This is a genomic window from Rhizobium sp. PL01, from assembly GCF_033447125.1.
GTDB lineage: Bacteria > Pseudomonadota > Alphaproteobacteria > Rhizobiales > Rhizobiaceae > Pararhizobium.
Window position 1 is genome coordinate 403,967 of sequence record NZ_JAWQUM010000001.1, and the last position, 23,187, is coordinate 427,153.

The 23,187-nt window shown below is 59.3% G+C and carries 25 protein-coding genes; 11 read left to right on the top strand and 14 right to left on the bottom strand.

Annotated features, from left to right (window positions below; all coding sequences use genetic code 11):
• Nucleotides 1-61: 61 nt before the first annotated feature.
• The 4 genes from R6X40_RS01875 to lgt form a co-directional block, all read right to left on the bottom strand.
• Nucleotides 62-1,213, bottom strand: a complete 1,152-nt coding sequence (locus tag R6X40_RS01875; protein WP_318410499.1) for a Xaa-Pro peptidase family protein — start codon at nt 1,211-1,213, stop codon at nt 62-64.
• Between the two features lies 1 nt (nt 1,214).
• Complete coding sequence (gene pgeF / locus R6X40_RS01880) at nt 1,215-2,009, bottom strand: peptidoglycan editing factor PgeF (protein ID WP_318411275.1); 795 nt, start codon at nt 2,007-2,009, stop codon at nt 1,215-1,217.
• Between the two features lie 158 nt (nt 2,010-2,167).
• Nucleotides 2,168-3,262, bottom strand: a complete 1,095-nt coding sequence (locus tag R6X40_RS01885) for a class I SAM-dependent methyltransferase (protein ID WP_318410500.1) — start codon at nt 3,260-3,262, stop codon at nt 2,168-2,170.
• Nucleotides 3,263-3,272: 10 nt separating this feature from the next.
• Nucleotides 3,273-4,118 (bottom strand): prolipoprotein diacylglyceryl transferase, encoded by an 846-nt coding sequence (gene lgt / locus R6X40_RS01890; RefSeq protein WP_318410502.1) that lies wholly within the window; start codon nt 4,116-4,118, stop codon nt 3,273-3,275.
• A 190-nt stretch (nt 4,119-4,308) separates the two neighbouring features.
• Here lgt and R6X40_RS01895 point away from each other — a divergent pair, with 190 nt between their 5' ends.
• From R6X40_RS01895 to R6X40_RS01915, 5 genes are all read left to right on the top strand, one after another.
• The gene (locus R6X40_RS01895) at nt 4,309-4,569 is read left to right on the top strand and encodes an accessory factor UbiK family protein (protein ID WP_318410504.1); all 261 of its coding nucleotides are present in this window, start codon (nt 4,309-4,311) and stop codon (nt 4,567-4,569) included.
• Between the two features lie 435 nt (nt 4,570-5,004).
• Nucleotides 5,005-5,505, top strand: coding sequence for a YbjN domain-containing protein (locus R6X40_RS01900; protein WP_318410506.1), 501 nt, complete (start codon nt 5,005-5,007; stop codon nt 5,503-5,505).
• A 2-nt stretch (nt 5,506-5,507) separates the two neighbouring features.
• Nucleotides 5,508-6,326 (top strand): pyrroline-5-carboxylate reductase, encoded by an 819-nt coding sequence (proC, locus tag R6X40_RS01905; protein WP_318411277.1) that lies wholly within the window; start codon nt 5,508-5,510, stop codon nt 6,324-6,326.
• Nucleotides 6,327-6,341: 15 nt separating this feature from the next.
• Nucleotides 6,342-6,683, top strand: coding sequence for a tRNA-binding protein (locus tag R6X40_RS01910; RefSeq protein ID WP_318410508.1), 342 nt, complete (start codon nt 6,342-6,344; stop codon nt 6,681-6,683).
• A gap of 23 nt (nt 6,684-6,706) precedes the next feature.
• The gene (locus R6X40_RS01915; RefSeq protein WP_318410510.1) at nt 6,707-7,264 is read left to right on the top strand and encodes a protein tyrosine phosphatase; all 558 of its coding nucleotides are present in this window, start codon (nt 6,707-6,709) and stop codon (nt 7,262-7,264) included.
• On the opposite strand, the gene R6X40_RS01920 is transcribed toward R6X40_RS01915, so the two are convergent.
• From R6X40_RS01920 to R6X40_RS01930, 3 genes are read right to left on the bottom strand one after another with little or no spacing between them, the layout of a single operon-like run.
• Nucleotides 7,265-8,644 (bottom strand): ATP-binding protein, encoded by a 1,380-nt coding sequence (locus R6X40_RS01920; protein WP_318410512.1) that lies wholly within the window; start codon nt 8,642-8,644, stop codon nt 7,265-7,267.
• Nucleotides 8,645-8,671: 27 nt separating this feature from the next.
• Nucleotides 8,672-9,373 (bottom strand): response regulator transcription factor, encoded by a 702-nt coding sequence (locus tag R6X40_RS01925; RefSeq protein WP_318410513.1) that lies wholly within the window; start codon nt 9,371-9,373, stop codon nt 8,672-8,674.
• A gap of 49 nt (nt 9,374-9,422) precedes the next feature.
• Nucleotides 9,423-9,872: a MarR family transcriptional regulator gene (locus tag R6X40_RS01930; protein WP_318411278.1), complete on the bottom strand. Its 450-nt coding sequence runs from the start codon at nt 9,870-9,872 to the stop codon at nt 9,423-9,425.
• A 307-nt stretch (nt 9,873-10,179) separates the two neighbouring features.
• Between R6X40_RS01930 and R6X40_RS01935 the strand changes: the two genes are divergently transcribed.
• On the top strand, nt 10,180-11,070 hold the full coding sequence (locus R6X40_RS01935) for a branched-chain amino acid aminotransferase (protein WP_318410515.1): 891 nt from the start codon (nt 10,180-10,182) through the stop codon (nt 11,068-11,070).
• A gap of 104 nt (nt 11,071-11,174) precedes the next feature.
• Here the strand turns inward: R6X40_RS01935 and R6X40_RS01940 are convergent, their stop codons facing one another.
• Complete coding sequence (locus tag R6X40_RS01940; RefSeq protein WP_318410517.1) at nt 11,175-11,444, bottom strand: hypothetical protein; 270 nt, start codon at nt 11,442-11,444, stop codon at nt 11,175-11,177.
• Nucleotides 11,445-11,882: 438 nt separating this feature from the next.
• Between R6X40_RS01940 and R6X40_RS01945 the strand changes: the two genes are divergently transcribed.
• On the top strand, nt 11,883-12,047 hold the full coding sequence (locus R6X40_RS01945) for a hypothetical protein (RefSeq protein WP_318410519.1): 165 nt from the start codon (nt 11,883-11,885) through the stop codon (nt 12,045-12,047).
• A 136-nt stretch (nt 12,048-12,183) separates the two neighbouring features.
• Nucleotides 12,184-12,825, top strand: coding sequence for an MBL fold metallo-hydrolase (locus tag R6X40_RS01950; RefSeq protein ID WP_318410520.1), 642 nt, complete (start codon nt 12,184-12,186; stop codon nt 12,823-12,825).
• Nucleotides 12,826-12,921: 96 nt separating this feature from the next.
• On the opposite strand, the gene R6X40_RS01955 is transcribed toward R6X40_RS01950, so the two are convergent.
• The 6 genes from R6X40_RS01955 to R6X40_RS01980 form a co-directional block, all read right to left on the bottom strand.
• Nucleotides 12,922-13,365, bottom strand: a complete 444-nt coding sequence (locus tag R6X40_RS01955; protein WP_113317005.1) for a BA14K family protein — start codon at nt 13,363-13,365, stop codon at nt 12,922-12,924.
• A gap of 145 nt (nt 13,366-13,510) precedes the next feature.
• Entirely contained in the window at nt 13,511-13,726 is a 216-nt protein-coding gene (locus tag R6X40_RS01960; protein WP_318410523.1) for a cold-shock protein, read from the bottom strand.
• A 549-nt stretch (nt 13,727-14,275) separates the two neighbouring features.
• Nucleotides 14,276-15,172, bottom strand: a complete 897-nt coding sequence (locus R6X40_RS01965; protein WP_318410525.1) for a DMT family transporter — start codon at nt 15,170-15,172, stop codon at nt 14,276-14,278.
• A 144-nt stretch (nt 15,173-15,316) separates the two neighbouring features.
• Nucleotides 15,317-16,468 carry a PQQ-dependent sugar dehydrogenase gene (locus R6X40_RS01970; protein ID WP_412178302.1) on the bottom strand — a complete coding sequence of 384 codons (1,152 nt, stop codon included), beginning with the start codon at nt 16,466-16,468 and terminating at the stop codon, nt 15,317-15,319.
• Between the two features lie 75 nt (nt 16,469-16,543).
• Entirely contained in the window at nt 16,544-17,191 is a 648-nt protein-coding gene (locus R6X40_RS01975) for a class GN sortase (protein ID WP_412178324.1), read from the bottom strand.
• Between the two features lie 76 nt (nt 17,192-17,267).
• Nucleotides 17,268-19,619, bottom strand: coding sequence for a marine proteobacterial sortase target protein (locus R6X40_RS01980; protein ID WP_412178303.1), 2,352 nt, complete (start codon nt 19,617-19,619; stop codon nt 17,268-17,270).
• A gap of 461 nt (nt 19,620-20,080) precedes the next feature.
• Here R6X40_RS01980 and R6X40_RS01985 point away from each other — a divergent pair, with 461 nt between their 5' ends.
• From R6X40_RS01985 to R6X40_RS01995, 3 genes are all read left to right on the top strand, one after another.
• Nucleotides 20,081-21,283 carry a pyridoxal phosphate-dependent aminotransferase gene (locus R6X40_RS01985; RefSeq protein WP_318410528.1) on the top strand — a complete coding sequence of 401 codons (1,203 nt, stop codon included), beginning with the start codon at nt 20,081-20,083 and terminating at the stop codon, nt 21,281-21,283.
• Between the two features lie 67 nt (nt 21,284-21,350).
• A complete protein-coding gene (locus R6X40_RS01990; RefSeq protein ID WP_318410530.1) occupies nt 21,351-21,848 on the top strand; it encodes a hypothetical protein in 498 nt (165 codons plus the stop codon).
• 154 nt (nt 21,849-22,002) lie between these two features.
• On the top strand, nt 22,003-23,172 hold the full coding sequence (locus R6X40_RS01995) for an MFS transporter (protein WP_318410532.1): 1,170 nt from the start codon (nt 22,003-22,005) through the stop codon (nt 23,170-23,172).
• Nucleotides 23,173-23,187 lie beyond the last annotated feature (15 nt).

A 23,187-nucleotide genomic window follows, 5' to 3' on the forward strand; every position in this document is an offset into this window, starting at 1 on the left:
ACGGAATGCCCGAAGGCCCCCACCTTCTTCCGTCGTTCAAGAGGACGATAGATCAATTTTCCTAAGCAGAGATGAAGTCCAGCCCATAGCGCGACAATGCCTTCGGCGCGCCATCCGTGGTCAGGTAGGTCTGGCCCAGCGTCATTGCGGTACCGCTGTCACTGTCCATGATGATCATATGGACGAAAAGAGACATGTCCGGCGTGATCTCTTGCGGATTGCCCATGTGGAACATCTGGTGCTCCATCCAGGAGGGGGAGAAGCGGGCACCGAGCGAATAACCGCAGGCGTTCAGCCGGTGCCGAGTCAGCCCGCGCTCATCCATGATCTTGGAGTGAACGTCGAACACGGTACCGAACTTATTGCCGGGGCGTAGAACCATTTCGATTGCCTGGATGGTATCGCGGCAAGCGCTATAGAGTTCGCGGTGACGGTTGGTCGGCTCGCCGATAACGACGGTGCGCATCATGGCGGCATGATAATGAGCGCTGACACCGGCCCATTCCAGCGTCAGCTGGTCCTGCGTATCCAGAGTCCGGCGTCCGGCCTTGTAGCGGCAGAGCAGGGCATCGGCACCGGAGCCGATGATGAATTCGTTGGCCGGATAGTCGCCACCGCCAGCAAAAACGGCCCCTTGCATCGCGGCCAGGATAGCGGCCTCGCTGCCGCCGGCATGGATCAGCGGAATGGCTGCATCCAGCGCGTCGTCGGCAAGGCTTGCGGCCTGTTCGACATAGACGATCTCAGCTGCGCTCTTGACCAAGCGCAGGCGGCTGACCAGCAGTGAGGCATCGACCAGTTCGCCAAAGCTCGTCAGTTGCTGGTCGAGCAACCGGGCAATGCGGCCGGTCATGCCGTGGGTGTCATATTCGATACCGATGCGGGTACCGAGCAGGTCGAGATCGCTCAACAGGTTCTTCAGGTCCATCGTCGGATCGGCGTTAACCCGGTCGACCCAGACCTCGACACGTTCGATGTTGGATGTGTGCTTTGCCTGGCGTAGGTCGGCCGAACGGGTGAGGAGCACCATCGAACCATCGGCCTTGACCACCAGCGTCTGGAAGAAACAGTAGCCGAAGGTGTCGTAGCCGGTCAGCCAATACATGCTTTCCTGCGCAAACAGCAGCATGGCAGCCAGCTTTTCTTCCTTCATCTTGGCCGTCAGCCGTTCCAGCCGCGCCGAAAATTCGTCCTGCGTAAAATGCTGTGCCATGTCATGCCTCCCGAATGGATATTGCAGAAATTTGCCGGCCATAATCCGGCTCGCTGCGATGGGTCGTCCGGCGGTAGGAGAAAAAGCGCTCCTCGTCCGCATAAGTGCAAAGGTCGAGATTTTCAGCGGTGACGCCTGCATCGCTGAGCCGCTTGGTGGTCAGTCCCGGCAGGTCGAACATCGCGTGGCCCGCGCGGGCCGATGGCGTGAAGAAGATCGCGTAGCCGGGGTCCTTCTCCAGAAACCGCTCGACGAATTCAGTGCCGACCTCGTAGTTCCGGCGGCTGATCGAGGGACCGAGGCTTGCGGCGATATGTTCGCGGCGGGCGCCGAGCGAGATCATCGCATCGATCGTGCTTTCCAGCACGCCGGTCAGCGCACCTTTCCAGCCGGCATGGGCCGCACCGATCACGCCAGCCTCTGCGTCGGCAAACAGGATGGGGCCGCAATCGGCAGACAGGACGCCGATGACAAGGCCGGGTACGGCTGTCACCAGCGCATCGGCCTCAGTGCGTGTGCCGTCATAGCTGGCATCGACGATAACCGCGTCCGGCGAATGAACCTGATGCACAGTGGCCAGCTTTTGCGGTTCTGCGCCAAACCAGGCGCTCACCCGGGCACGATTCTCTTCGACATGGGAACGCTCGTCCCTGGAGCCGAGCCCGACATTGAGGCCGTGATAAATCCCCCCCGAAACCCCGCCTTTGCGGGTGAAATAGCCATGTCTGATGGCGCTTCCTGTTTTTGAGGAGAGAAGCGGGCTTTGCACAGGGGAGAGCAAGGCATCATCCTTCATCGGTTGTTTTGCCTTTTCGATATGCTGCAATGCGGTGGGTTTTCCGGACATAGCGGCGGCGCCAGCCCGGGTGATTTGGCCGGATGTTGGCCTCAAGGAGCGGTCTCTGTCAATCCACCGAAACGACAGCGGGCGTCGCCGCAGTGTCTTTGAAGCCGCTATTTCTGGAAGGGGACGAGAGCCACATTCGGGCTGCTGACGACCAGAACCTTGAACAGTTCGCCCATTTTTCCTTCGCCGGCACCGGCCAGCCTCTCGGCGTCCGCACGGATGTTTTCCTGGGTTTCGGAACTCTTGTCACGGCCAAGGGCTGCGGCGCGTTCTGCAAGACCAAGTGCGATCAGAAAATCACCCTGATACGTCAGCCCGTTGATCTGCAGGCCTTCCGCAACGGCGCGCCGGGCAAGCTGCTCGAAATCCACATGGCTGGTGACATCGGCCTCGCCGGGATGGGCAAGCGGTGGATCGAACTGGTGGCTGCGAACCGCCTGCAGTGTGTCGCCAAGGCCGGTTGCCATATGGCCGTAGTCGATTACCACAGCGGTTCCGCCATGGGTGCGGATGCGTTCACTGAGCGCCGCCATCACCGCATCGCGAGCAGGGGCGATTTCAAACACGGTTGCGAGCGGTGCCGTCTGGGCGGCTGTAGGAAGCAGGACCGGATCGATGCCGGCCACGCCTGCTGCAAACGCCAGGTCTCCAGCGGTATCTAGGCCCACAACCCGCTCCCGGAACCCTTGCGCCGTCTTGACAAACTGGCGGATGGGGATGGCATCGAACAGCTCGTTGGCAGCCAGGAGCAGAAAACCGTCCGGCAGGGTATCGAAGCTGTCGTGCCAGGAAATCTTGAACTTGTGGGCGATGAGCGTCTGCTGTTGGACTTTCTGCAGCCGCTCGCTGGTTTCGACCAGATGCACGCTCGCTGCCTCATAGAGCGCCGGCGACAGCTTGGCGACGACGCGGAGGATGTCGGCCATCATCGTGCCGCGGCCGGGGCCGATTTCGGCGATGTTGACCGGGTTTGGCGCGCCATGGCGCTGCCAGGCCTGGACGAGGAAGATGCCGAGCATCTCACCGAACAGTTGGCTGATCTCCGGCGCTGTGATGAAGTCGCCGGACTGGCCGAACGGTTCACGGGTCTTGTAATAGCCATGTTCCGGATCGGCCAGGCAAAGCGAAAAATAGTCGGTCACGCTGATCGGGCCGTTTGCGAGAATGATGGCCTTGATCTTGTCCGCAAGCGGGGTGGTCATGTCGGCCCCTTCACGCGGTCGCGACGGTGGAGCGGCGGGCCCGGAAGATGGCCCAGAGACCGATCAGCACCATCGGCACTGACAGCAGCATGCCCATGGTCAGCCAGCCGCCGAAGAGATAGCCGAGCTGCGCGTCCGGTTCGCGGAAGAATTCCACGAAGATGCGCGCCAGTCCATATCCGGTGACGAAGATGCCGCAGACGAGGCCGGGTGTTTTGAGCGCGTGGCGATAATAGATCATCACGGCAAGAACGGTCAGCAGGACGAGGCCCTCAAGTACTGCCTCATAAAGCTGGCTCGGGTGACGCGCGAAAGGACCGCCGGTCGGAAAGATCACTGCCCACGGGGCGGAGGACAACCGGCCCCACAGTTCGGCATTGATGAAGTTGGCGATGCGGCCGAAGAAGAGACCGATCGGCACGACGGCTGCGACGATGTCGAACAGGCTCCAGATGGCAATCTTGTGGCGCTTGGCAAACAGGATCATGGCGATCATCGTACCGATCAGGCCGCCATGGAACGACATGCCGCCGTTCCAGATTTCCAGCGCCCGGAGCGGATTGGCAATCACGCTTTGCAGATCGTAGAACAGGATATAGCCGATGCGGCCGCCGCCAACGATGCCGGCCGCTACCCAGAGCAAGAAGTCGTCGAGCTGCGTTTCTGTCGCCGCTGGCGTTCCGTTGGCCCAGAGCGTGGTGTTGCGGACCAGCCTGCGAGCATATTGCCAGCCAATCAGGATGCCCGCCACATAGGCCAGGCCGTACCAGTGTATCTGCAGCGGGCCAATGGATAGGAGTACCGGATCGATTTCCGGAAAAGGCATGATCGAGAAGAGTGTCGCGATTGTTTCCAAGGTCTTGCTTCATTTCCACTGGTTGTTTGCCGGAACATGGCCTTGCGGCAAGGCAGGGTCAAGGCAAGCCGCGTTCACGAAAGGCTGACATCCCCGGTATTTTTCCTTGCATCAGCCCGCATGTGCTCCTACCTCCTATCTTAAGCCCGCAATGGCGGGCAATGGACGCTAAGGACCGGAGACCCAGACGATGAGCACAGGTGCAAACCGCATTCTGGATGATTTTGCCAAGTTGATGACCGACGCTGCGGGGGCAGCCCAGGGCGTGCGCAAGGAAATGGAAACGGTTTTTCGCGCACAGGGCGAACGGCTGATGAACTCCATGGATATCGTCAAGCGCGAGGAATTCGAAGTTGTCCGGGAAATGGCGTTGAAAGCGCGCGACGAAAACGACGCCCTTCTGGCGCGTATCGCGGTGCTTGAAGCGCGGCTTGCTGACGCCGGCAAATAAGCAGAATCAACGCGGTGGCGCTGGCTGTGCCACCGCGTCTGACCGGTTTTCGGGGCAGGTGTCCCGGGACGATACAGAGGGGCTCTTTTTCAGGGCTGCCCGCACGGCGTTTTTCATAAATCTTTCACCCTGTGGACACTGCCGAAAAACGCTTATGGCAGAGTCGTTTAAGAACGGGCGCTGAATCAATTTAAGAGAGCCTATCCACAACCACCGGCGCTATTTTTGACCCGGGGGGCTTTCATGCGGACTCCGGCATTATACACTGATTTTAAATGATGATTCGAAACGGATCACGCAAGCTCCAGGCAGGGTATGTCAGCCAGGATGGTCGTGTTTCCGGTAATCATAAGTGTTTATTTCTGGTGTTTAAGTTTGCAGCCTTGTGTGTGAGCACGATGTCGCATGTCTGCACCAGAACTTTTGGGGTGATGCATGAGCCTGATGGAACTGGAACTTGAGCGTGAATCGAACCCGGTCGATATGATCGAGTTCGTCGCGGCCAACAATGATTGGTCCTTCGAGCGCTCGGGCGAGGATGAAATCGCCATGACCGTCGAAGGGAAGTGGACCGACTACCACGTCTCCTTCTCCTGGATGGAGGAGTTCGAAGCACTTCATCTCGCCTGCGCCTTCGACATCAAGGTTCCCGAAAGCCGTGTCAACGAAGTGATCCGGCTGCTCTCCCATATCAATGGCCAGGTTTTGATGGGGCATTTCGATCTTTGGCGGCAGGAAGACGTTGTGATCTTCCGCCAGTCGCTGCTGCTTGCCGGCGGCGCAGAGCCGACCAACAAGCAGGTCGAAGTTCTGCTATCCAGCGCGCTCGAAGCGTGCGAATCCTATTTCCAGGCCTTCCAGTTCGTCGTTTGGTCGGGTGTCGATGCGCAAACCGCGGTCGAGGCCGTGATGTTTGAAACCGTCGGAGAGGCATGACGATGGCTGTGCATGCGTCAGGTCCGATCGTTCTTATCGGTGCAGGCAATATGGGCGGCGCGATGCTGGCCGGTTGGCTGAAAAGCGGCATCTCCGGTGCCGATCTGCTGGTGATCGATCCCGGTCCGCCGCCTGCCATGGCCAAGCTGATTGCCGAAAACGGTGCGCGCCATGAAACGGCAGCGCCCGCTGGCTTGAAAGCCGGTGTTCTCTTCCTCGCGGTCAAGCCGCAGATGATGGGCACGGTCCTTCCGCCCTTGAAGAGCCTTGTTGGCCCCGAAACCGTGGTCGTCTCCGTTGCTGCCGGCACGACGCTGTCCTTCATGCAATCGCATCTCGGCGACGCTGCCATGGTGCGCGCCATGCCGAACACGCCGGCAATGATCGGCCGTGGCGTTACCGGCGCCTTTGCAAATGGCGCGGTGTCGAGTGCGCAGCGTGATCTCGTCCACAATTTGCTGAAAGTATCCGGCCCGGTCGAATGGGTCGAAACCGAAGCCGATATCGATGCGGTGACTGCCGTGTCTGGCAGCGGCCCTGCCTATGTCTTCTATCTCGTCGAGTGTATGGCGGAGGCTGGCCGCAAGGCTGGTCTTCAGGCGGACCTTGCCATGCGGCTTGCACGGGAAACCGTCGCGGGGGCTGGTGAACTTTTGCACCAGTCCCCCGACGACGCTTCAAAACTTCGCCAGAACGTGACGTCTCCAGGTGGAACGACGGCAGCAGCACTCAATATTCTCATGGCCGACGATGGCATGCAGCCTCTGTTCGACAAGGCGATTGCCGCAGCCCGCAAACGGGCGGAAGAACTGGCCGGATAATTCAGGACTTTTTCCATGACCGAGACCATCGCCTACGCCGATTTCGAGCGCGTCGATATTCGTACCGGCACGATCATCGAGGCATCGCCTTTTCCGGAAGCACGCAAGCCGGCAATCAAGATCGTCATCGATTTCGGACCAGAGATCGGCATCAAGAAGTCTTCGGCGCAGATCACCACGCATTACGCGCCGGAAAGCCTGGTCGGCCGCCAGGTGCTCGGCGTCGTCAATTTTCCACCACGCCAGATTGGCCCGTTCCGCTCCGAAGTCCTGACTTTGGGCTTCGAGGATGAAGCCGGCGCGATCGTGCTCGCCGCCACCGACAAGCCGGTGCCGAACGGCAAGCGTCTGCTTTAAAAAATTGTCTAGGGAATATTGCGATGGATCTGAGTGCCGTTCGTGAATTCGTCCGCGTCACGTGCCTGCGCGATGCCGTGATGGTCGCCACAGACTGGTCCGCCTCGCATGTCGTTTCGCTGCTTGATCCCGAACTCGCCGAAGAGCATGTTCCCCGGATCAGCGGTGCCAAGCACCATGTTGTGCGTTTGCGCGATCAGGAGAATACGTTGGCAACCGGCCATTTTCCGGATGCCGTTACGGCTTTCTTCGATGTCGTTCTACCGGCTATCGAGCAGCAGGACAGCCGTATCCTCGTCCATTGCCATGCGGGCGTCAGCCGTTCCACGGCCTTCGCTTACGGGATACTTGCCCACCGCTTTGGTACTGGCCGTGAAGACGAGGCTTTTGCGGCACTTCTATCGATCGTCAACAAGCCTTGGCCGAACCGCCGCATCATTGAGATTTTCGATGCGCAGTGGCAGCGGGAAGGGCGGCTTCTGGCCCCGCTCGATGTCATGCGCGCCAAGCACCCGAAGCGCATCGATGCCTGGCACCGGTTCAATGAACGGCGCGGGATGATCGGCACCTATTCGCGGTGATCAGGCCGGAACCCTCACCATAGCCCTCAATCCGCCCATTGGACTATCCGACAGTGTGACATTGCCGCCGTGGCTTCTGGCGATATCAAGCGCGATGGCGAGGCCAAGGCCTGTTCCTGAGCTGTCGAGGTTGCGGGCCTCGTCGAGCCGGAAGAACGGCTTGAAGACGTCATCGCGCGAGCGCTCGGGAATGCCGGGGCCATCGTCATCGACGGTGATCGTCAGCCATTTGCTGCTGTGCTTGGCATCGATATGTACGGTGTTGGCATAGCGGTAGGCGTTGGATGCCAGATTGGCAACCAGCCGGGTAAAGGCATTCGGGCGCACGCGGATATTGTCGTCGCCCTCGATCGAGGTCGTTACCGTCTTTTCATGCAGTTCGCCTTCGAGCGTCAGCCGGTTCATCAGGTCGCTGAGCTTCAATTGCCCGACGTCTTCCTCTGCTTCGCCGCGGGCAAAGGCGAGGTAGCCTTCCAGCATGCTCTGCATATCCTCGACATCCTGATTGAGATTGTCGAGATCGGCACTATCGCCGGCTAGCGCCAGCTGCAGCTTGAAACGGGTAAGGATGGTTCGAAGGTCGTGGCTGACGCCGGTCAACATCGCCGTTCGCTGCTCGATCTGGCGTTCGATGCGTTCGCGCATCTGGATGAAGGCAAGGCCGGCCCTGCGGACTTCCTCGGCGCCGCGTGGGGAGAAATCGTCGATCTTCTGGCCTTTGCCGAAACTCTCGGCAGCCTTGGCGAGCGCCAGGATCGGCCGGATCTGGCCGCGCAGGAACAGGATGGCGATGGTCAAGAGCACCAGCGAGGCACCGACCATCCAGACGATGAAGATATGGGTGTTGGAGGCATAGGCCTGACTGCGGCGCGCATAGACGCGCAGGATGCGTTTGTCGTCGAGCTTGATGCGGACTTCAACGAGATCGGAATTGCCCACCGTGTCGATCCAGAAGGGTTTGCGGATCTGGTCGGAAATCTCCTCGCTGAGGATCTGGTCGAGGATTTCGAAAAATGGTTTGGGACGCGGCGCCGGCAGTTCCCCGTCCGGCTCGATCGAGATGCGCAGATTGAGCCGGTCGCGGGCGATCTGGATGATGTCGGGATAATCGCTTGTAGGCATCGCGTCGATCAGGTCGATGACGGCAGCGATATCACCGGTGACGGCTGCCGACAGCCGCTGAGTGACCAGCTGCCAATGCCGCTCCATGAAGACGAAGGCGACCACTGACTGCAAGAGCACCATCGGGATGATGACGATGAGCAGCGAACGGGCATAAAGCCCCATCGGCAAGCGCCGCCGCAGCCAGCGGGCGGTGCGCTTCCAGGCCGTATCGCTGGTTTGGGCGCGGGCGCGCCGCAGGATGTCAAAACTCGCCATGGATACCCAGCCGCATGATCATAGGGACTAGTCTACGCTCAGGCGGTAGCCGATGCCACGGACCGTTTGCAGCCAGACGGGATTGGACGGGTCGTCCTCGATCTTGCGGCGCAGTCGATTGATCTGCACGTCGATTGTCCGTTCGCCGACCTCCGACTCGTCGCTGACCAGTTCATGGCGCGGGATGGTCTCGCCGGCGCGCTGCGAAAACAGCATCATGATCTCCTGCTCGCGATCCGTCAGCCGGATATGGTCGGCGCCGCGCCGCAGTTCCTTGCGCACCACCGAGAAGGTGAAGGGGCCGAAGATGACCTGTTCGATTTTGGGCGCCTTTGCCGGGGCGTTGCGCCGAAGAATATTGTTGATGCGCAGCACCAGTTCGCGCGGATCGAAGGGCTTTGGCAGATAATCGTCGGCGCCTGCTTCCAGTCCCTCGATACGGGCATTGGATTCGGCAAGTGCCGTCAGCATGATCACCGGCACGGTCTTGATCTTGCGCAGGCTCTGGGTGAGCGAAATGCCGGTTTCGCCCGGCATCATCACGTCCACGATCAGAAGGTCGTAGTCGATACCTTCGAGCTTGCGCCGCGCCTGGTCGGCATCGGCAGCGGTGGTGACGCGAAATCCCTTTTCCATCAAATATCGGTTGAGAAGATCACGGATCCGGCGGTCGTCGTCCACGACCAGCAGATGGGCGGCATCGTCGTCGATCCTGATCGTCTTTGTCATCTGTCTTGGGCCCTGTCATCTCGCATAGGCCGGCGGTGTTCGCCGGGTCTCAATTGTCGCCGGCATTTTTCATGCCGGCCAGGAAGCGTTTGACCAGTTCGCGTGCACCGGGACCTGTTTTTTCCATGGCCTCGGCGATGCGCCGTGATTGTGGCTCGGCCAAGGCCCTTGCGAGCGTCTTGCCTTCCTTCGTTGTATAGAGCTTGCGCTGCCGGCGATCCTCCGGCCCGGCAACTTGATGAATATACCCTGAATCGATGAGCTGTTTCAGAACACGCGCCAAGCTCTGCTTGGTGATCCGCAGCGTTTCCAACAGGTCGGCAACCGTCATGCCCGGTTCGCGGTCGACAAAGTGCAGAACGCGATGATGGGCACGCCCGAACCCGCGCTTTTCGAGGATCACATCCGGGTCGGAGGTGAAATCCCGGTAGGCAAAAAAGAACAGTTCGATGATTTCAAAATCAACTGCGTCCGTATTGTCTGCCCCAGCCGATGGCATATCGTTTTCGGCTTTCTGGTTCGGCTGTCCTGCCACGCAGTCGTTTCCTTTCAATTTTAGTCCGTCCCACGAAACATTCGAAAAAATATGTCAGCTATATTGACATATTTTTTCGTCATTGGTAAGCCTTTGATCGCAGACGGGCGAACTCCCGGCACTTGCTCTATCCCTGAAGATAGGCCGCGCCGCGCCGATCGCCAATCCAAATTCACCATAGCTGATTTCCCTCGTTCGCGTTTGCCGATAAATGGAATCAGGCAAGACAATCAACACAAAGAATGGCGCGTGGACGCCCAGGGATGAGACGATGGCAGCAGTTCCTTTTGATCAGTTGGACGGGCAGATCTGGTTCAACGGTGAATTCGTTGATTGGAAGGACGCCCAGATCCACGTGCTGACCCACGGGCTGCACTATGCCAGCGCCGTCTTCGAGGGCGAGCGGGCCTATGGCGGCCGTATCTTCAAGCTGACGGAGCACAATCAGCGCCTGCACAAGTCGGCGGAAATCCTCGGGTTCACGATCCCCTATTCGGTCGAGGAACTGGATGCCGCGACGGTGGAGCTTTTGAAGCGTCAAGGCTTCTCCGAGGCCTATGCCCGGCCGATTGCCTGGCGCGGATCGGAAATGATGGGCGTTTCCGCTCAGAACAACCGTATCAATGTCGCCATCGCCATCTGGCAGTGGGGCAGCTATTTCAATCCGGCCGAAAAGCTGAAGGGCATTCGTCTCGACATCGCCGAATACCGCCGGCCGGACCCGAAGACGGCACCCTGCGCCTCCAAGGCTGCCGGCCTCTACATGATCTGCACTATTTCCAAGCATGCGGCTGAAGCCAAAGGCTACGCCGATGCGATGATGCTCGACTATCGCGGTCAGGTGGCTGAGGCGACCGGTGCAAACATCTTCTTCGTCAAGGACGGCGTCATCCATACGCCGGTGCCGGATTGCTTCCTGAACGGCATCACCCGCCAGACAGTCATCGAGCTTGCCAAGCGGCGTGGTTACCAGGTGGTCGAGCGGGTCATCATGCCGGACGAGCTTGCCGGTTTCTCCGAGTGCTTCCTCACCGGTTCGGCTGCAGAAGTCACACCAGTCTCCGAGATCGGTCCCTATACGTTCAAGCCGGCGACGATTTCCGAAACGCTGATGAACGACTACATGAAGGAAGTCTATCCGGTTGCTGCAGCCGCAGAGTAATCGGCGGTACCGATGCACATAAGAAAAGGCGGCCGATGAGCCGCCTTTTTTGTTGTTGATCTCTGGTGGACTCACGCGGCCGGGTTCGGGCCGCGATGTGGGTTTCAGGCTTTTTTTCCGCCCATGACCATGCCGGCAAGACCGGTCAGGACACCGCCGCCGATAAGGCCGCCGATGGCCTGGGTGATCAGTCCTGCGGCGGCTGCTTCACCACCCAGCATCTGAACGAGAAAACCGCCGCCAAGGCCGCCGATCGCGCCGACAATCGTGCGTACGACGACACTGACTGCCTGTTGCTTGAGAACCGCGCCCGCCGCGTTTCCACCCGCTGCGCCGGCAATCAATTGCGTAATGATAGGCAATAATGCTTCCATTGCTCGCTGCTCCCGTTTCAGCCATTGGCGTCCGGCCCCCCGGACTCACCTGGCACGCCGACGATCCGGCATATGCAGGTTGAGGCGAAAACCAGCACGAGTCAATTTCGCAACTGCGAAAAGAGATCTTTGATAAAAATCGCTTTCAGGTAGAGAGAAAAACAGCCGGTTTCATGCTGTTGTCATGCGCGCGCGATAGCGAGTGGTGACGTGTGTTTCACTGCCTCTTCGACTTGACGTATTTCCCTGTCTCCGGTCTTTCCAGCAAATTCCCACGTGTGAAATGCAGACGGATTCTTTGGTTCGTGTCCTTGTCCATTCCGATGTTCCCATGGGAACTGCGAATATCTCGATATTGTAAAATACTGGTTTCGTTCCGCTTTACCGGAACCTTTGGGCAATTCCGGTGTTTAGACGCCAACTGAGAGGGTTACGAACATGCAACAGAACATTTCCGATGATTCTTACTCCGCCGCACAGCAGTTGCGTCCGGTCGTTATCACCGTCATTGCCGCCAAGCTTGCGGTTTTCGCGCTGCTGATGACCACGATCAATTTTCAAGCACCCATGCCGGCAGCCGTCGAATTTGCGGACATGCGCTAAGGCGATTTCGCCTCCATCTTCCGGGCACGGCGTTTCTCGCATCTGCTCTGTGTTTTCGTGAACACCTTTGCCGTTTTCATTGCAGTGCGTCCGTCCTATATGCTGTTCAACGAGTGAGACAGCGAGGCACGGCGACATGTTACAGGCAGGCATTATCCCGGTTACCCATTTCCAGCAGAATTGCACTGTTCTGTTCGATACCGAAACCAAGGAAGGCGTGGTTGTCGATCCGGGTGGCGATGTCGATCTCATCCTGAAGACGGTCAAGGAAAACGGCATCACGCTGAAGGCGATCTGGCTGACCCATGGACATATCGACCATGCCGGCGGTGCCAAGGAACTGAAAGAAGCCCTGAATCTCGATATTATCGGTCCGCACAAGGACGATCTGCCGTTGCTCGAAAAGCTTGAGACCCAGGCTGAAAAATTCGGGCTGGCGATGAAGGTCGAAAACGTCTTGCCGGACCAATGGCTGGAGGATGGCGACACCGTATCCTTTGGCGCGCATGTCTTCGAGGTTCTGCATTGCCCCGGCCATGCGCCCGGTCATGTTGTCTATTTCAATCGCGAGCAGGGTTTCGCCCATGTCGGCGACGTGCTGTTTCGCGGCTCCATTGGCCGCACCGATCTGCCGGGCGGTAACCACCAGCAGTTGCTCGATTCGATCCGCGACAAGATCCTGCCGCTCGGCGATAGCGTCGGCTTCATCTGCGGTCATGGCCCCGGCGGCCAGATCGGCGAGGAGCGCCGGACCAATCCCTATCTGCGCGGACTGTAGGCTGATAACGGGCACCCTGTGCCGCAGGCAGAGACAGTAAAAAGGGCACGTGCCGATCGGCACGTGCCCTTTTTTAGTGAAGTGTTACTGCCCGCCTCAACCGGCCTGGCAGAAGTAATCCCGGCCGTCATAGCCGCGGAACGTGCCCGACTGTGAATCGAACGAGCGGTAACGCTGCGAGCAATACCGGTACCAGCCGGGGGTCCATGGCTCCAGCCCACCGTAATTCTGAACGACGACGGGGCGGGGACGGCGATAGACCGGGCGCGGCTCGTAATATTCGGGTTCCGGATCGATGTAGACACGCTCCTGATAGCGTGGCTGGCTGGCAATCGCGCCACCGATGATGACGCCGGTGGCAAGACCAAGCGCGCCAAGTGCAACGGCATCGCCATTGTTATGTCGGCGATAGTCCCGGTCGTAACCGCCGTGCCGGTAGCCGCGGCGGCCCCAGTCCTCAGCCTGAGCGGACGATACTGTCGGGATGACCGTCGCTGCGGTGGCGATGGCAAGAACGGCAGCTTTGATAACCTTGTTCATTGTTTCGATCCTGTTTTCGGCCGGACAATTCAGTCCTTGATGATGAAACCAGATTAATGCGGCGAAACTGAACGCAGGCTGAATGAAAAAACCCGGCAACGAGGCCGGGCTTCAACGTTAATCTGTTTGTAAAAGACCCGGCTGACTAGCCAGAAACATGCAGGTTGACCGCTTTCGGGCCTTTGCCGCGGCGATCCGGTTCGGTGTCGAAGCTGACCTTCTGGTTCTCGGATAGTCCGTTCAAGCCCGAAGCCTGTACTGCGGAGATATGTACGAAAATGTCGGCGCCACCATTGTCCGGCTTGATGAAACCAAAGCCCTTGTCGGTGTTGAAGAATTTAACAATGCCAGTCTCTGCCATGCGTCAGGTCCTTTTTCCTCTGCCCGGATGCGGCGGGCAGCATTACAATATTTTGCCCCAAAGGGACGTGCGGCAGGCAGTTCTCAACGATGAGGAAAGGGTCCTGTAATTGCAGCCAGTCATCGAAAAACGCTCTCTTTGCCTGACGGCCCGGAACATTTTGCGTGTCCGGCGCGCGTGAATATAAAGGTCTTCCCGTGTTCGCAACTTGCCCGAACACAGTAAGATTGCTGTGTTTATTTTAAATTGGCAAGCAAAAGTTTTTTGAAACAAGTGTGCCGTTTTGGTTTGTTTAAAAAGCAATCAACTGCCAAAAAATGTGGTTCTTGAGGTTATGTATTATAAGGTATTGATAATATTAAAATTTGCCGGCGGGTGCGACATTTTTGGGCTATTTGCGAAAATGGGCGGCGCAGCGGGCCAAGGCAACGCGAGCTGTTCTCCTCGGGATTTCAAATATTAACCGTTTGATAAAACTTGGTACTTGTCCGTGCCCCAATGCAATACAGCCGGTGTCGGGAAAGCTAAGTCCTTACTGCTGGCGAGGTATCAGGCGCTGGCTGCAACGCGCTTCGGTTTCGTCAGTTCCGGCACGATCTCGGCAATCAGCATGGCAGCAAAGATCGTCGCGCAACCGATATAGCCGACCGTGGTGATGGTTTCTCCAAGCAGCAGGACACCGAGCAATGCTGCAAACAATGCTTCACTCGACAGGAAGATCGCCGCTTGCGGCGCCGTGGTGTAGCGCTGGCCGACCACCTGGCAGATGAAGCCGATGCCGCTGGAAAAGAAGCCGGCATAGAGGATCTCGGGCAGGGCGTTGGTGATAGCAGCCATATCGAGCGGTTCGAAGATTGCACCGGCGATGCAGCCGAGAACGGCACAGACGGCAAACTGCACCACGCATAGCAGCATGGGCCGGCCCGAGCTGCCGACGAAGATTCCAACCAGCATCACCTGGAGCGCCCAGAAGGCAGCGCAGATGATCGTCAGAACATCACCGCTGTTTAACCCTGCAAGCGAACCACCACTGAGAAGGAAAATCCCCAAGAGCGCCAATCCGGCGGCCGGCCATATAATCCAGTGCGGCTTGCGGCGCAGGAAGACCACCGTCAGGATCGGTACGAACACCACATAGAGGCCGGTCAGAAAGCCGGAATTGGTGACGCTGGTGGTCAGAAGGCCAAGCTGCTGGGTCATGGCTCCGGCAAACAGCGCCAGTCCGATCCATAGAAAGTTGCGGATGCTGGATTTCGGCATCGGCTGCGTGGCTCTGCGATGCTCCCACAAAGCCAGCGGTGCGGCGACCGCAGTTGCAATGGCAAAACGAAGGCCGATGAACCACATCGGGCCAATCGATTCCATCGCGGTCGATTGTGCCACAAAGCCAGCGCCCCAGATGGCACCGGATAGAAGCAGGAGGAGATTGGCCTGGATGCGGGTCACGAAGCGGTTCCTGATGGCTCGGCACGAGGGCCACGCATCGGAACGATTTCAGGGCGGCAGTGCGTTGGATCTTATGAGATCGTCAGCTAACATCTGCATCAATTTCAGGCAAGCGCGCTGCCGGACGTGAAAACTGGGCAGCGATCAACTCTTGTTGGGTGATGCGGAAACCCGCAGCAGCGCGCCGTCGTCTCCGTCCGTGAGCATAAGGATCGAACCGTCGGGCGCAACCTTCACATCGCGGATGCGTCCGAATTCGCCTTCAAACAACTGCTCCTCGGCAATAACAGCGCCGCTTTCGTCGCGCTCGAGCCGTGTGAGCAACTCATCTTTGAGCGCTGCCACCAGAAGATTGCCGTTCCATTCCGGGAACATCGCCCCACGATAGACGTCGATGGCGCCGGGTGCGATCGACGGATCCCAGTAGTGGATTGGTTGCTCGTAGCCATCGGCCGCCTGTCCGACACCGATTTTGACGCCGGAGTAGTCCTTGCCGAAGGTGATGACGGGCCAGCCATAGTTCTTTCCCGGCTCCGGCATGTTGATCTCGTCGCCGCCACGCGCGCCGTGTTCGACGGTCAGCAGCTGGCCATTGGCCGGATCGATGGTGATGCCCTGCGGATTGCGGTGACCCTTTGACCAGAGTTCGGCAAGTCCGGCCTTGCCATCCTTGTAGGGATTATCCGCCGGAATGCTGCCATCCGGCTCGATATGCAGGATGGCGCCCGCATGGTCGCGCATGTCCTGCGCCCGGTTCCGCTCGCCACGATCGCCAATGCCGAAGAACAGACTGCCGTCGCCAGCGACCGCGATCCGCGACCCGAAATGCTGCCCCTTGCCGGTGAACTTGTTCATCCGGAAGAGCTCCTGCGCCTGTGTCAGGCTTTTTCCATCTGTGGAAAGGATCCCGCGCACGATGGCTGTTCCTTGCTTGCTGCCGTCGGTAACAGCCATGGATAGAAACAATGTGCGATTGGTCTTGAATGCCGGATCAAGCGCGACATCGAGAAGTCCGCCCTGACCGACACGCGCAACCTCCGGAACGCCGGCGATCGGCGCGGAGGCCTCACCGTTGCGAAGGATGCGAAGAGTGCCGCCAAGCTCTGTGACAATATAGGCGCCATCCGGCAGCACTTCGACAGACCAGGGATTGTCGAGACCGGATGCAATGGTATCGACCTGCACCGCGGTCTTTTCGGTCGCAAATAGCTTTGGATCATTGGCAAGGGCAGGGGGTGCGACAAAAGCGGAGACAAGTCCGGCGGATTTCAACAGGTTTGCGAACATCGTCTTCATCTCATCCTCCAATCACTACCCGCTGTAGCTGGGCCTTGAGGCGAACCGATCAAGGTCAGGAGCGAGGTTTTGCGATCAAAAGGATTTGACCGGAAGTTTACCCGGTCCACCTTGCGCGGCGAGCGTCGATGGGCCTGCATCTGCGACGAGTTCAGCATTGACGATATAGCGCAGGGGGCCTTGTTCGGTGGCGTCGAACGGCCAACAGGTGGCGAGTGCCAGATTGCGGCCGGGCGCATTGGCGTTAATCCCGCTCTCGTCCCAGCGGGCGATGCGGCTGGTGCCGGCGCGAAAGGTGAGGGTGGTTCCGTCCATGCGGGTGATGACCAGAAGATCGCCCGGCTTGACGTCCTTCAGCCAGCGGAAATGCGTGTCGCGATGGGCAGCGATCACGGATGTGCCGAGTTCGCCGGGTGCCGGCGTATTGGCCAAGCGAGCCGGGCCAAAGGCTAAGGCCTCGCCGCTGGCGCCCGACAGAACCACCGCCGTCTTGCCGATCCGAAGGGCGGTGATCTCAGCCTCGGTGGAGAAGTCGGCCCAGGGCCAGGGTTTGACATTCGTCTCGCCCTGGAGCTGTGCCTCGAAGCTGCGCTGCAAGAGGACCTGCGATACTTCCGCCTTGGCCTTCATGTAAAAGCCCTTGCCGACCAGCATCAGGCCAGCGAGAGCCACCAGCAGGATCCCGGCGAGGACGATCGTCTCCAGTGGGTTGAGGCGCGCCAGAAAGCCGGCGCGCCCTTGCTTGTCCTGCCCTTGCTTGTCTTGCCCGCGCTTCTCTGGGCCTGCATCGTTTCCGGGCTTATCGGACACGGGCGTGCTCCTCCGAGCCTAGGTCGCGCGTTTGCCAGCGCCACAGGCTGAATGTCGTCGCCGCCATCAGGGCGAAGGCCAGAAGCATCAGGCCAATCAGTATATGGCGGTCGGCAAGTGTTGCGGTCTGCGGCAGGTCCACCTGTTTGCCAGCGTCGGCGATCACGCCGGCGGCGCGCGCCGTCGGAGCCGCAGCCATCCGGTCGGCAACCTGCATTGCCTGCTTGTCCTGCTGTTCAAGCGACGCCTTGCGCTGATCTTCTGGGATTGCCTGCTGTGGCTTCTCGCCGAACACTTTCTCGAAATCCCAGCCCTCGGGCAGGTTGAGCGGCAAGTCGGTGCTGACGACAGGCTCACCTGCCGGGCGGGATGGTGTCACGTCGACCGCAACGAGGCTGGTGACGCGGGAGACGAGGTGGTTGGCCAGCGCCACCGCCTCGATCTGCTTGTCGAGCGCTGCCGCATCGTTCACCGCATAGGCATTGGCTTCCAGATCGTCGATCTTGCGGCGGGCCCAGAGCTTGGCGATCCCCTTGCCTTGCGAGGCCTTGGCGACATCCATTTCGATCCGCCACGGCTGGTTGCCGGTCTTGCCGGTGATCTGCAGCTTGCCTGCAGGTGTTGCGCCGTCGAGTTGCGCCGTCAGCACCACCGGCTCGCCGCGATAGAGGTCCGGCATCGGGTTCGGCGTGATATCCTGCGCGTTCGCACCGTCGAAGCTGACGGCGATGTCGGTCATCACAGGGTTTTCCAGCTTGGCAAAGAGTTCGCCCATACGAGCCGCGACCTGATCTTCCGAGCCGATCAGCGTGAAGGTGCCACGGCCGATCTCGGCGGCCTTGGTCATGAAGTGGGTATTGGGTGCCGAGCCGATGCCGACGGTAAAAACACGGGCGTCGCCACGGTTTTTGGAAATCTCCGCGAAAAGCTGCGCCTCGTTTCCGATCGCACCGTCGGTGAGGAAGACCACCTGCCGCAAGGCGCCGGGCTCGACCGGACCCTGCGTGCCAAGGGCTGCTTCCAGCGCAGGTAGCATTTCCGTGCCGCCATCTGCGGTCAGGCCACGGACGAAGGCGATGGCATTTTCACGGTTGTCCGGTGTTGCCTGGACGAGCGCTGGGAAATGGACCTCCATCGTGTCGTCGAAGCGCACGACGTTGAACTTATCTTCCGGCCGCAGCTTGGAGATGGCCAATGCCAGACTTTCGCGCGCCTGTTCGATTGAGGGTCCTGCCATCGAGCCGGAATTGTCGATGACGAAGACGACCTCCCGTTTGGGGTAGGTCCCTGCAGCGGCGCCTTCAACTGGTGGCGTGACGAAGCCGAGCAGATAGGTCTTGCCGTTCTGCGTTTCGCGGAACAGGCCCGCATTCGGCGTCTTGCCTGCGACGGCGTTCCAGCTCAGCTCGAAATCCTTGTCGGCCGGCACACTGCCGCTCTTCAGCGAGATTTTGCGCGCCATATCATCCACCGTCTGCATCTCGGTCTGATGGAAAGGAGAGGTGACGGTGCCAAGCGGGAAACCGGCATTGAGATTGACCGTCAGCGTTACCGGATTGATCTTGGCATTCTCGGCCGGGTCAAGCACGGGTGCCGTGATCTTGTTGCGGTCCGGAACGGGGTCATTGACGGCAAAGCCGGACTTGGGGTCGAGATCGACCGTCTGGACGATCGGATCGGGATTGTAACGGGGCGCAACGACCATCGGGAACCGGAGCGAGAATTCGCCGCCGGACTGGTGGACACTGCTCTGGTATTCGATCTGCACGACAATGGTCTCGCCGGGACCGATATTGGCAACCTGATTGGTGAAGATGTTGGGGCGCTGCTGTTCGAGCAGGGCCGTCTTCTTTCCTTCGGCCTTGGCCTCCTCATAGATCTTGCGCGCCTCTTCGCGGGCCTTGATCTCGCCTTCGATGAAGCGGTCGCCGATCTGCATCTTCAGCGTATCGACGGCGGAATTTTCCGGCAGCGGGAACACATAGGTGCCCTCGACCCAACCCTTGCTGGGGTTTTGGAAGCGCTGGGTGACGCGGGTGCGGATGATCGGGCCGTTGACGTCGATTACCACATCGGTCGCCAGCCGCGGCGCCTCGACGAACGAACCCGCTTCCTTGGAGGGGAAGAGCAGGGCGCCGGTGCCCATGTCGTTGGGGCGGACATAACCGGCAAGGCGCTGCGGCTTGGCTTCAACGGTTTCGGCCACGGCATGCGAGAAAAATCCCATGACGAACAGCAGAGTGAGCGTGACGGCAACCAGTGTCCCAACGATCAGATATTCGATCTGGCGCCCGGTCATGCGGTTCTGCGGCTTGCCCGTGTTTTCGGTGTTCAGAAGCATTGCTGGCCCCCTCGGCGCACATGGATTCGTCTGCCTCCAGAAAAGGCTTCGAAATCGGCTGCACAAGGACGGAATTGCGGCAGGCCAAGGCATTTGTTGTGACCAAATCAAGGCGTTGCGAAAATCGGCCAAAGCTTTTGTTTTTGATGAATAAATCTGCATGGAGAAACGTTATTGCTGCTCACCTGCAGACGACAGGCTGGGCGAGGCGTTTCTTGTTAGCCAGGTTTGAAAAAGCAGAGTCGTTTCAATCCTCTGCGCGGCGGAGCCGACAAAGTGATTCATCCAAACCTGTGATGGCACTGATCAAACATTGTCATGGTTACGCTTTTTGCCGGTTTTTCCGGGATTTGCGCTTGAAACCGCGCCGGTCTTTCGACATACACCTAACCGCTAAGGAGCCAGGCGATGCCCGCTCCATTGGCCGCATGCTGTTTCAACCTGATCAGGACAAACATATCATGGCCTTTCTTGCCGACGCCCTTTCCCGTGTAAAGCCATCCGCCACCATCGCCGTTTCCCAGAAAGCCCGGGAACTGAAAGCCAAGGGCCGCGATGTGATCGGGCTTGGCGCCGGAGAGCCGGATTTCGATACGCCGGATAACATCAAGAAGGCTGCCATCGACGCCATCAACCGCGGCGAGACGAAGTACACGCCGGTTTCTGGCATTCCGGAACTGCGCGAGGCGATCGCCAAGAAGTTCAAGCGCGAAAACAACCTCGAATACACCGCCGCGCAGACGATCGTCGGCACCGGTGGAAAGCAGATTCTTTTCAACGCCTTCATGGCGACGATGAATCCGGGCGATGAAGTCGTTATCCCGGCACCTTACTGGGTTTCCTACCCGGAAATGGTGTCGATCTGCGGCGGTACGCCGGTGTTCGTCGAAGCGACGCAGGCCAACAATTTCAAGCTGACCGCTGAGGATCTCGACAAGGCGATCACGGCAAAGACCAAGTGGTTCATGTTCAACTCGCCGTCGAACCCGTCGGGCGCTGCCTATAGCCATGCCGAACTGAAGGCCCTGACCGACGTGCTCCTGAAGCATCCGCATGTTTGGGTTCTGACCGACGACATGTATGAGCACCTGACCTATGGCGACTTCAAGTTTGCCACTCCGGTCGAAGTCGAGCCGAAGCTCTATGACCGTACCCTGACCATGAACGGCGTGTCCAAGGCCTATGCCATGACCGGCTGGCGTATCGGCTATGCAGCCGGCCCGCTGGCGCTGATCAAGGCGATGGACATGATCCAGGGCCAGCAGACGTCCGGCGCATGCTCGATCGCCCAGTGGGCGGCTGTCGAAGCGCTGAACGGCACGCAGGATTTCATTCCTGAGAACAAGAAGATCTTCGAAGGCCGCCGCGATCTGGTCGTGTCGATGCTCAACCAGGCCAGGGGCATCGAGTGCCCGTCGCCGGAAGGTGCGTTCTACGTCTACCCGTCCTGCAAGGGCCTGATCGGCAAGACATCGCCGAACGGCAAGCTGATCGAGACCGACGAAGACTTCGTTTCCGAACTGCTCGAATGCGAAGGCGTCGCCGTTGTCCACGGTTCGGCATTCGGCCTCGGCCCCAACTTCCGCATCTCCTACGCGACCTCCGAAGAACTGCTCGAAGAGGCCTGCAAGCGCATCCAGCGCTTCTGCGGCGCCTGCAAGTAAAAGGCTAAACTATTCGCTAGACACTGAGACCCGCCTGAGACGGCGGGTTTTTTGTGGGGAGTTTGGGGTGTTCAAGATCGCTTTCGTTCTCTTTGGACTTATGGTTCTTGGCTGCGTGTACTCCTACTATCACCCGCAAGACCCGTATTATAATAGGTACCTTCCAGCGGAGATCGAGGTTAGCCAAATCTTGGCATATGGCTCCGAATTCCGTCTCCTGGAAGGGTGCGGGGCCGTGATTTATGAACTTAGTCCCGCGATGGCAAAAAAGCTGAATGATAAAGGTGCGAGCATGCTGAAAACAGGCATGCAGCCCCGTGGAATATCCGATTTCAGATTTGCATATGGTGATTGGAGGCCGACGCCAGTTGCCTCTGTGTTCTTTTCAAGATTCATCCAGGACGATGAGGGATATACCCCCATGATGTGTGCCGATTTGGGCGGATGGGAGGAAAAGGTAAGGAATATAGCCGCGAAAGCGGGTGGGGTTTATACCTTCGATGATCATTCGCTGCTGCTCCTTGAGCCTGAAGAAAAGCTAGCGGTCTTCCTGTACGAAAAATAGCAAGTTTGCTGGGCGTGCTATGCGGACCTTCGTCTACATGCTCCATGTAGTGACATTTAGCCTGACAACCGGAAATCGACACCATCAACACCGCGCACGGGGTTTCCGTTCCGCTTGAATCCCGATACACAATCGGCTATCGAGGAGCTTCATCATGACCATTGCGCCGCATCACAGGATCTATACCTGTTTCTTCCTGTTTGCCGTGTCGCTGGGCGCGCTTTTGGCGCGTATGCCGGATCTGCAGGTGGCGCTTGGGGTCAATAAGTCCGAGCTCGGGTTGACGCTGATCGGCATGGCAATCGGGGCGCTGATTTCGCTGACATTTTCCTCGCCGCTGATCGCGCATCTGGGCGCGCGGACGACGGCCTTTATCACCATTCTTGGCACCGCCGCCTCGTTTGCGCTTGTTCCTTGGGCCGGTGCCGCGCCTCTGGTATTCTGCGTGCTGTTTGTCGCCGGCCTGCTGGCCGGTGCGCTCGAAATCAATCTCAATGTCGAGATCGACCGGCTGGAGGCGCGGCTCGGGCGTGGCATCATGAACCGGGCGCATGGTTTCTGGAGCCTCGGTTTCTTCGTCACCGCACTGATTGCCTCCGGTGTGCGCCAGGGCGAAATTTCCATGCAGCTCCATCTGGCAGTGACGTTTGCCGTCGTGCTTATTGTCGGCATGTTTGCCATTTCGGGTATCCGTAACGCGCCGGCGCGCGCCGTGTCGCATGAGGCCAAGGCCCCTCTGTTTGCCGTTCCGACCCTTGGTCTGCTGCCGCTCTGCATCATCGGCGTCGCCGCCTTCCTGGTCGAAGGGGCGGGGATCGACTGGTCGGCGATCTATATGCGTGACGTCTTTGCGGTCGAGCCGTTCATCGGCGGCCTCGGGTTGACGCTGTTCACGTTCTTCATGGCGATGGCCCGGCTGTTCATCGACCCGGTTGTCGACCGCTTCGGCGCCCGCAACGTTGCCTCGGTGCTGCTTGTCCTGTCGGCTGTGGGCCTCACCGCCGTGTGGTTGGCGCCGCATGCCTATATCGCGCTGTTCGGCTTTGCCCTGATGGGCGGCGGATGCAGTGCCGTCTATCCGCTGGCGGTCTCGGCCGCGGCCCAGCGCACCGACAGGCCGGCACAGGTGAATGTCGCAGCGCTCGGACAGGTGACGTTCATCGTCTTTTTCCTCGCGCCGCCGCTGCTCGGCTTCATTGCCGAACATGCCGGCATCCGCACGTCCTATCTCGTCTGCCTGCCGCTGATCATCTATGCGCTGTTTTCGGTGAAGGCGCTGGCGCCACGCAGGGATACGGGCGATGCGGCAGCCGCGACGATCTAAGGTGTGGTCCTCAGG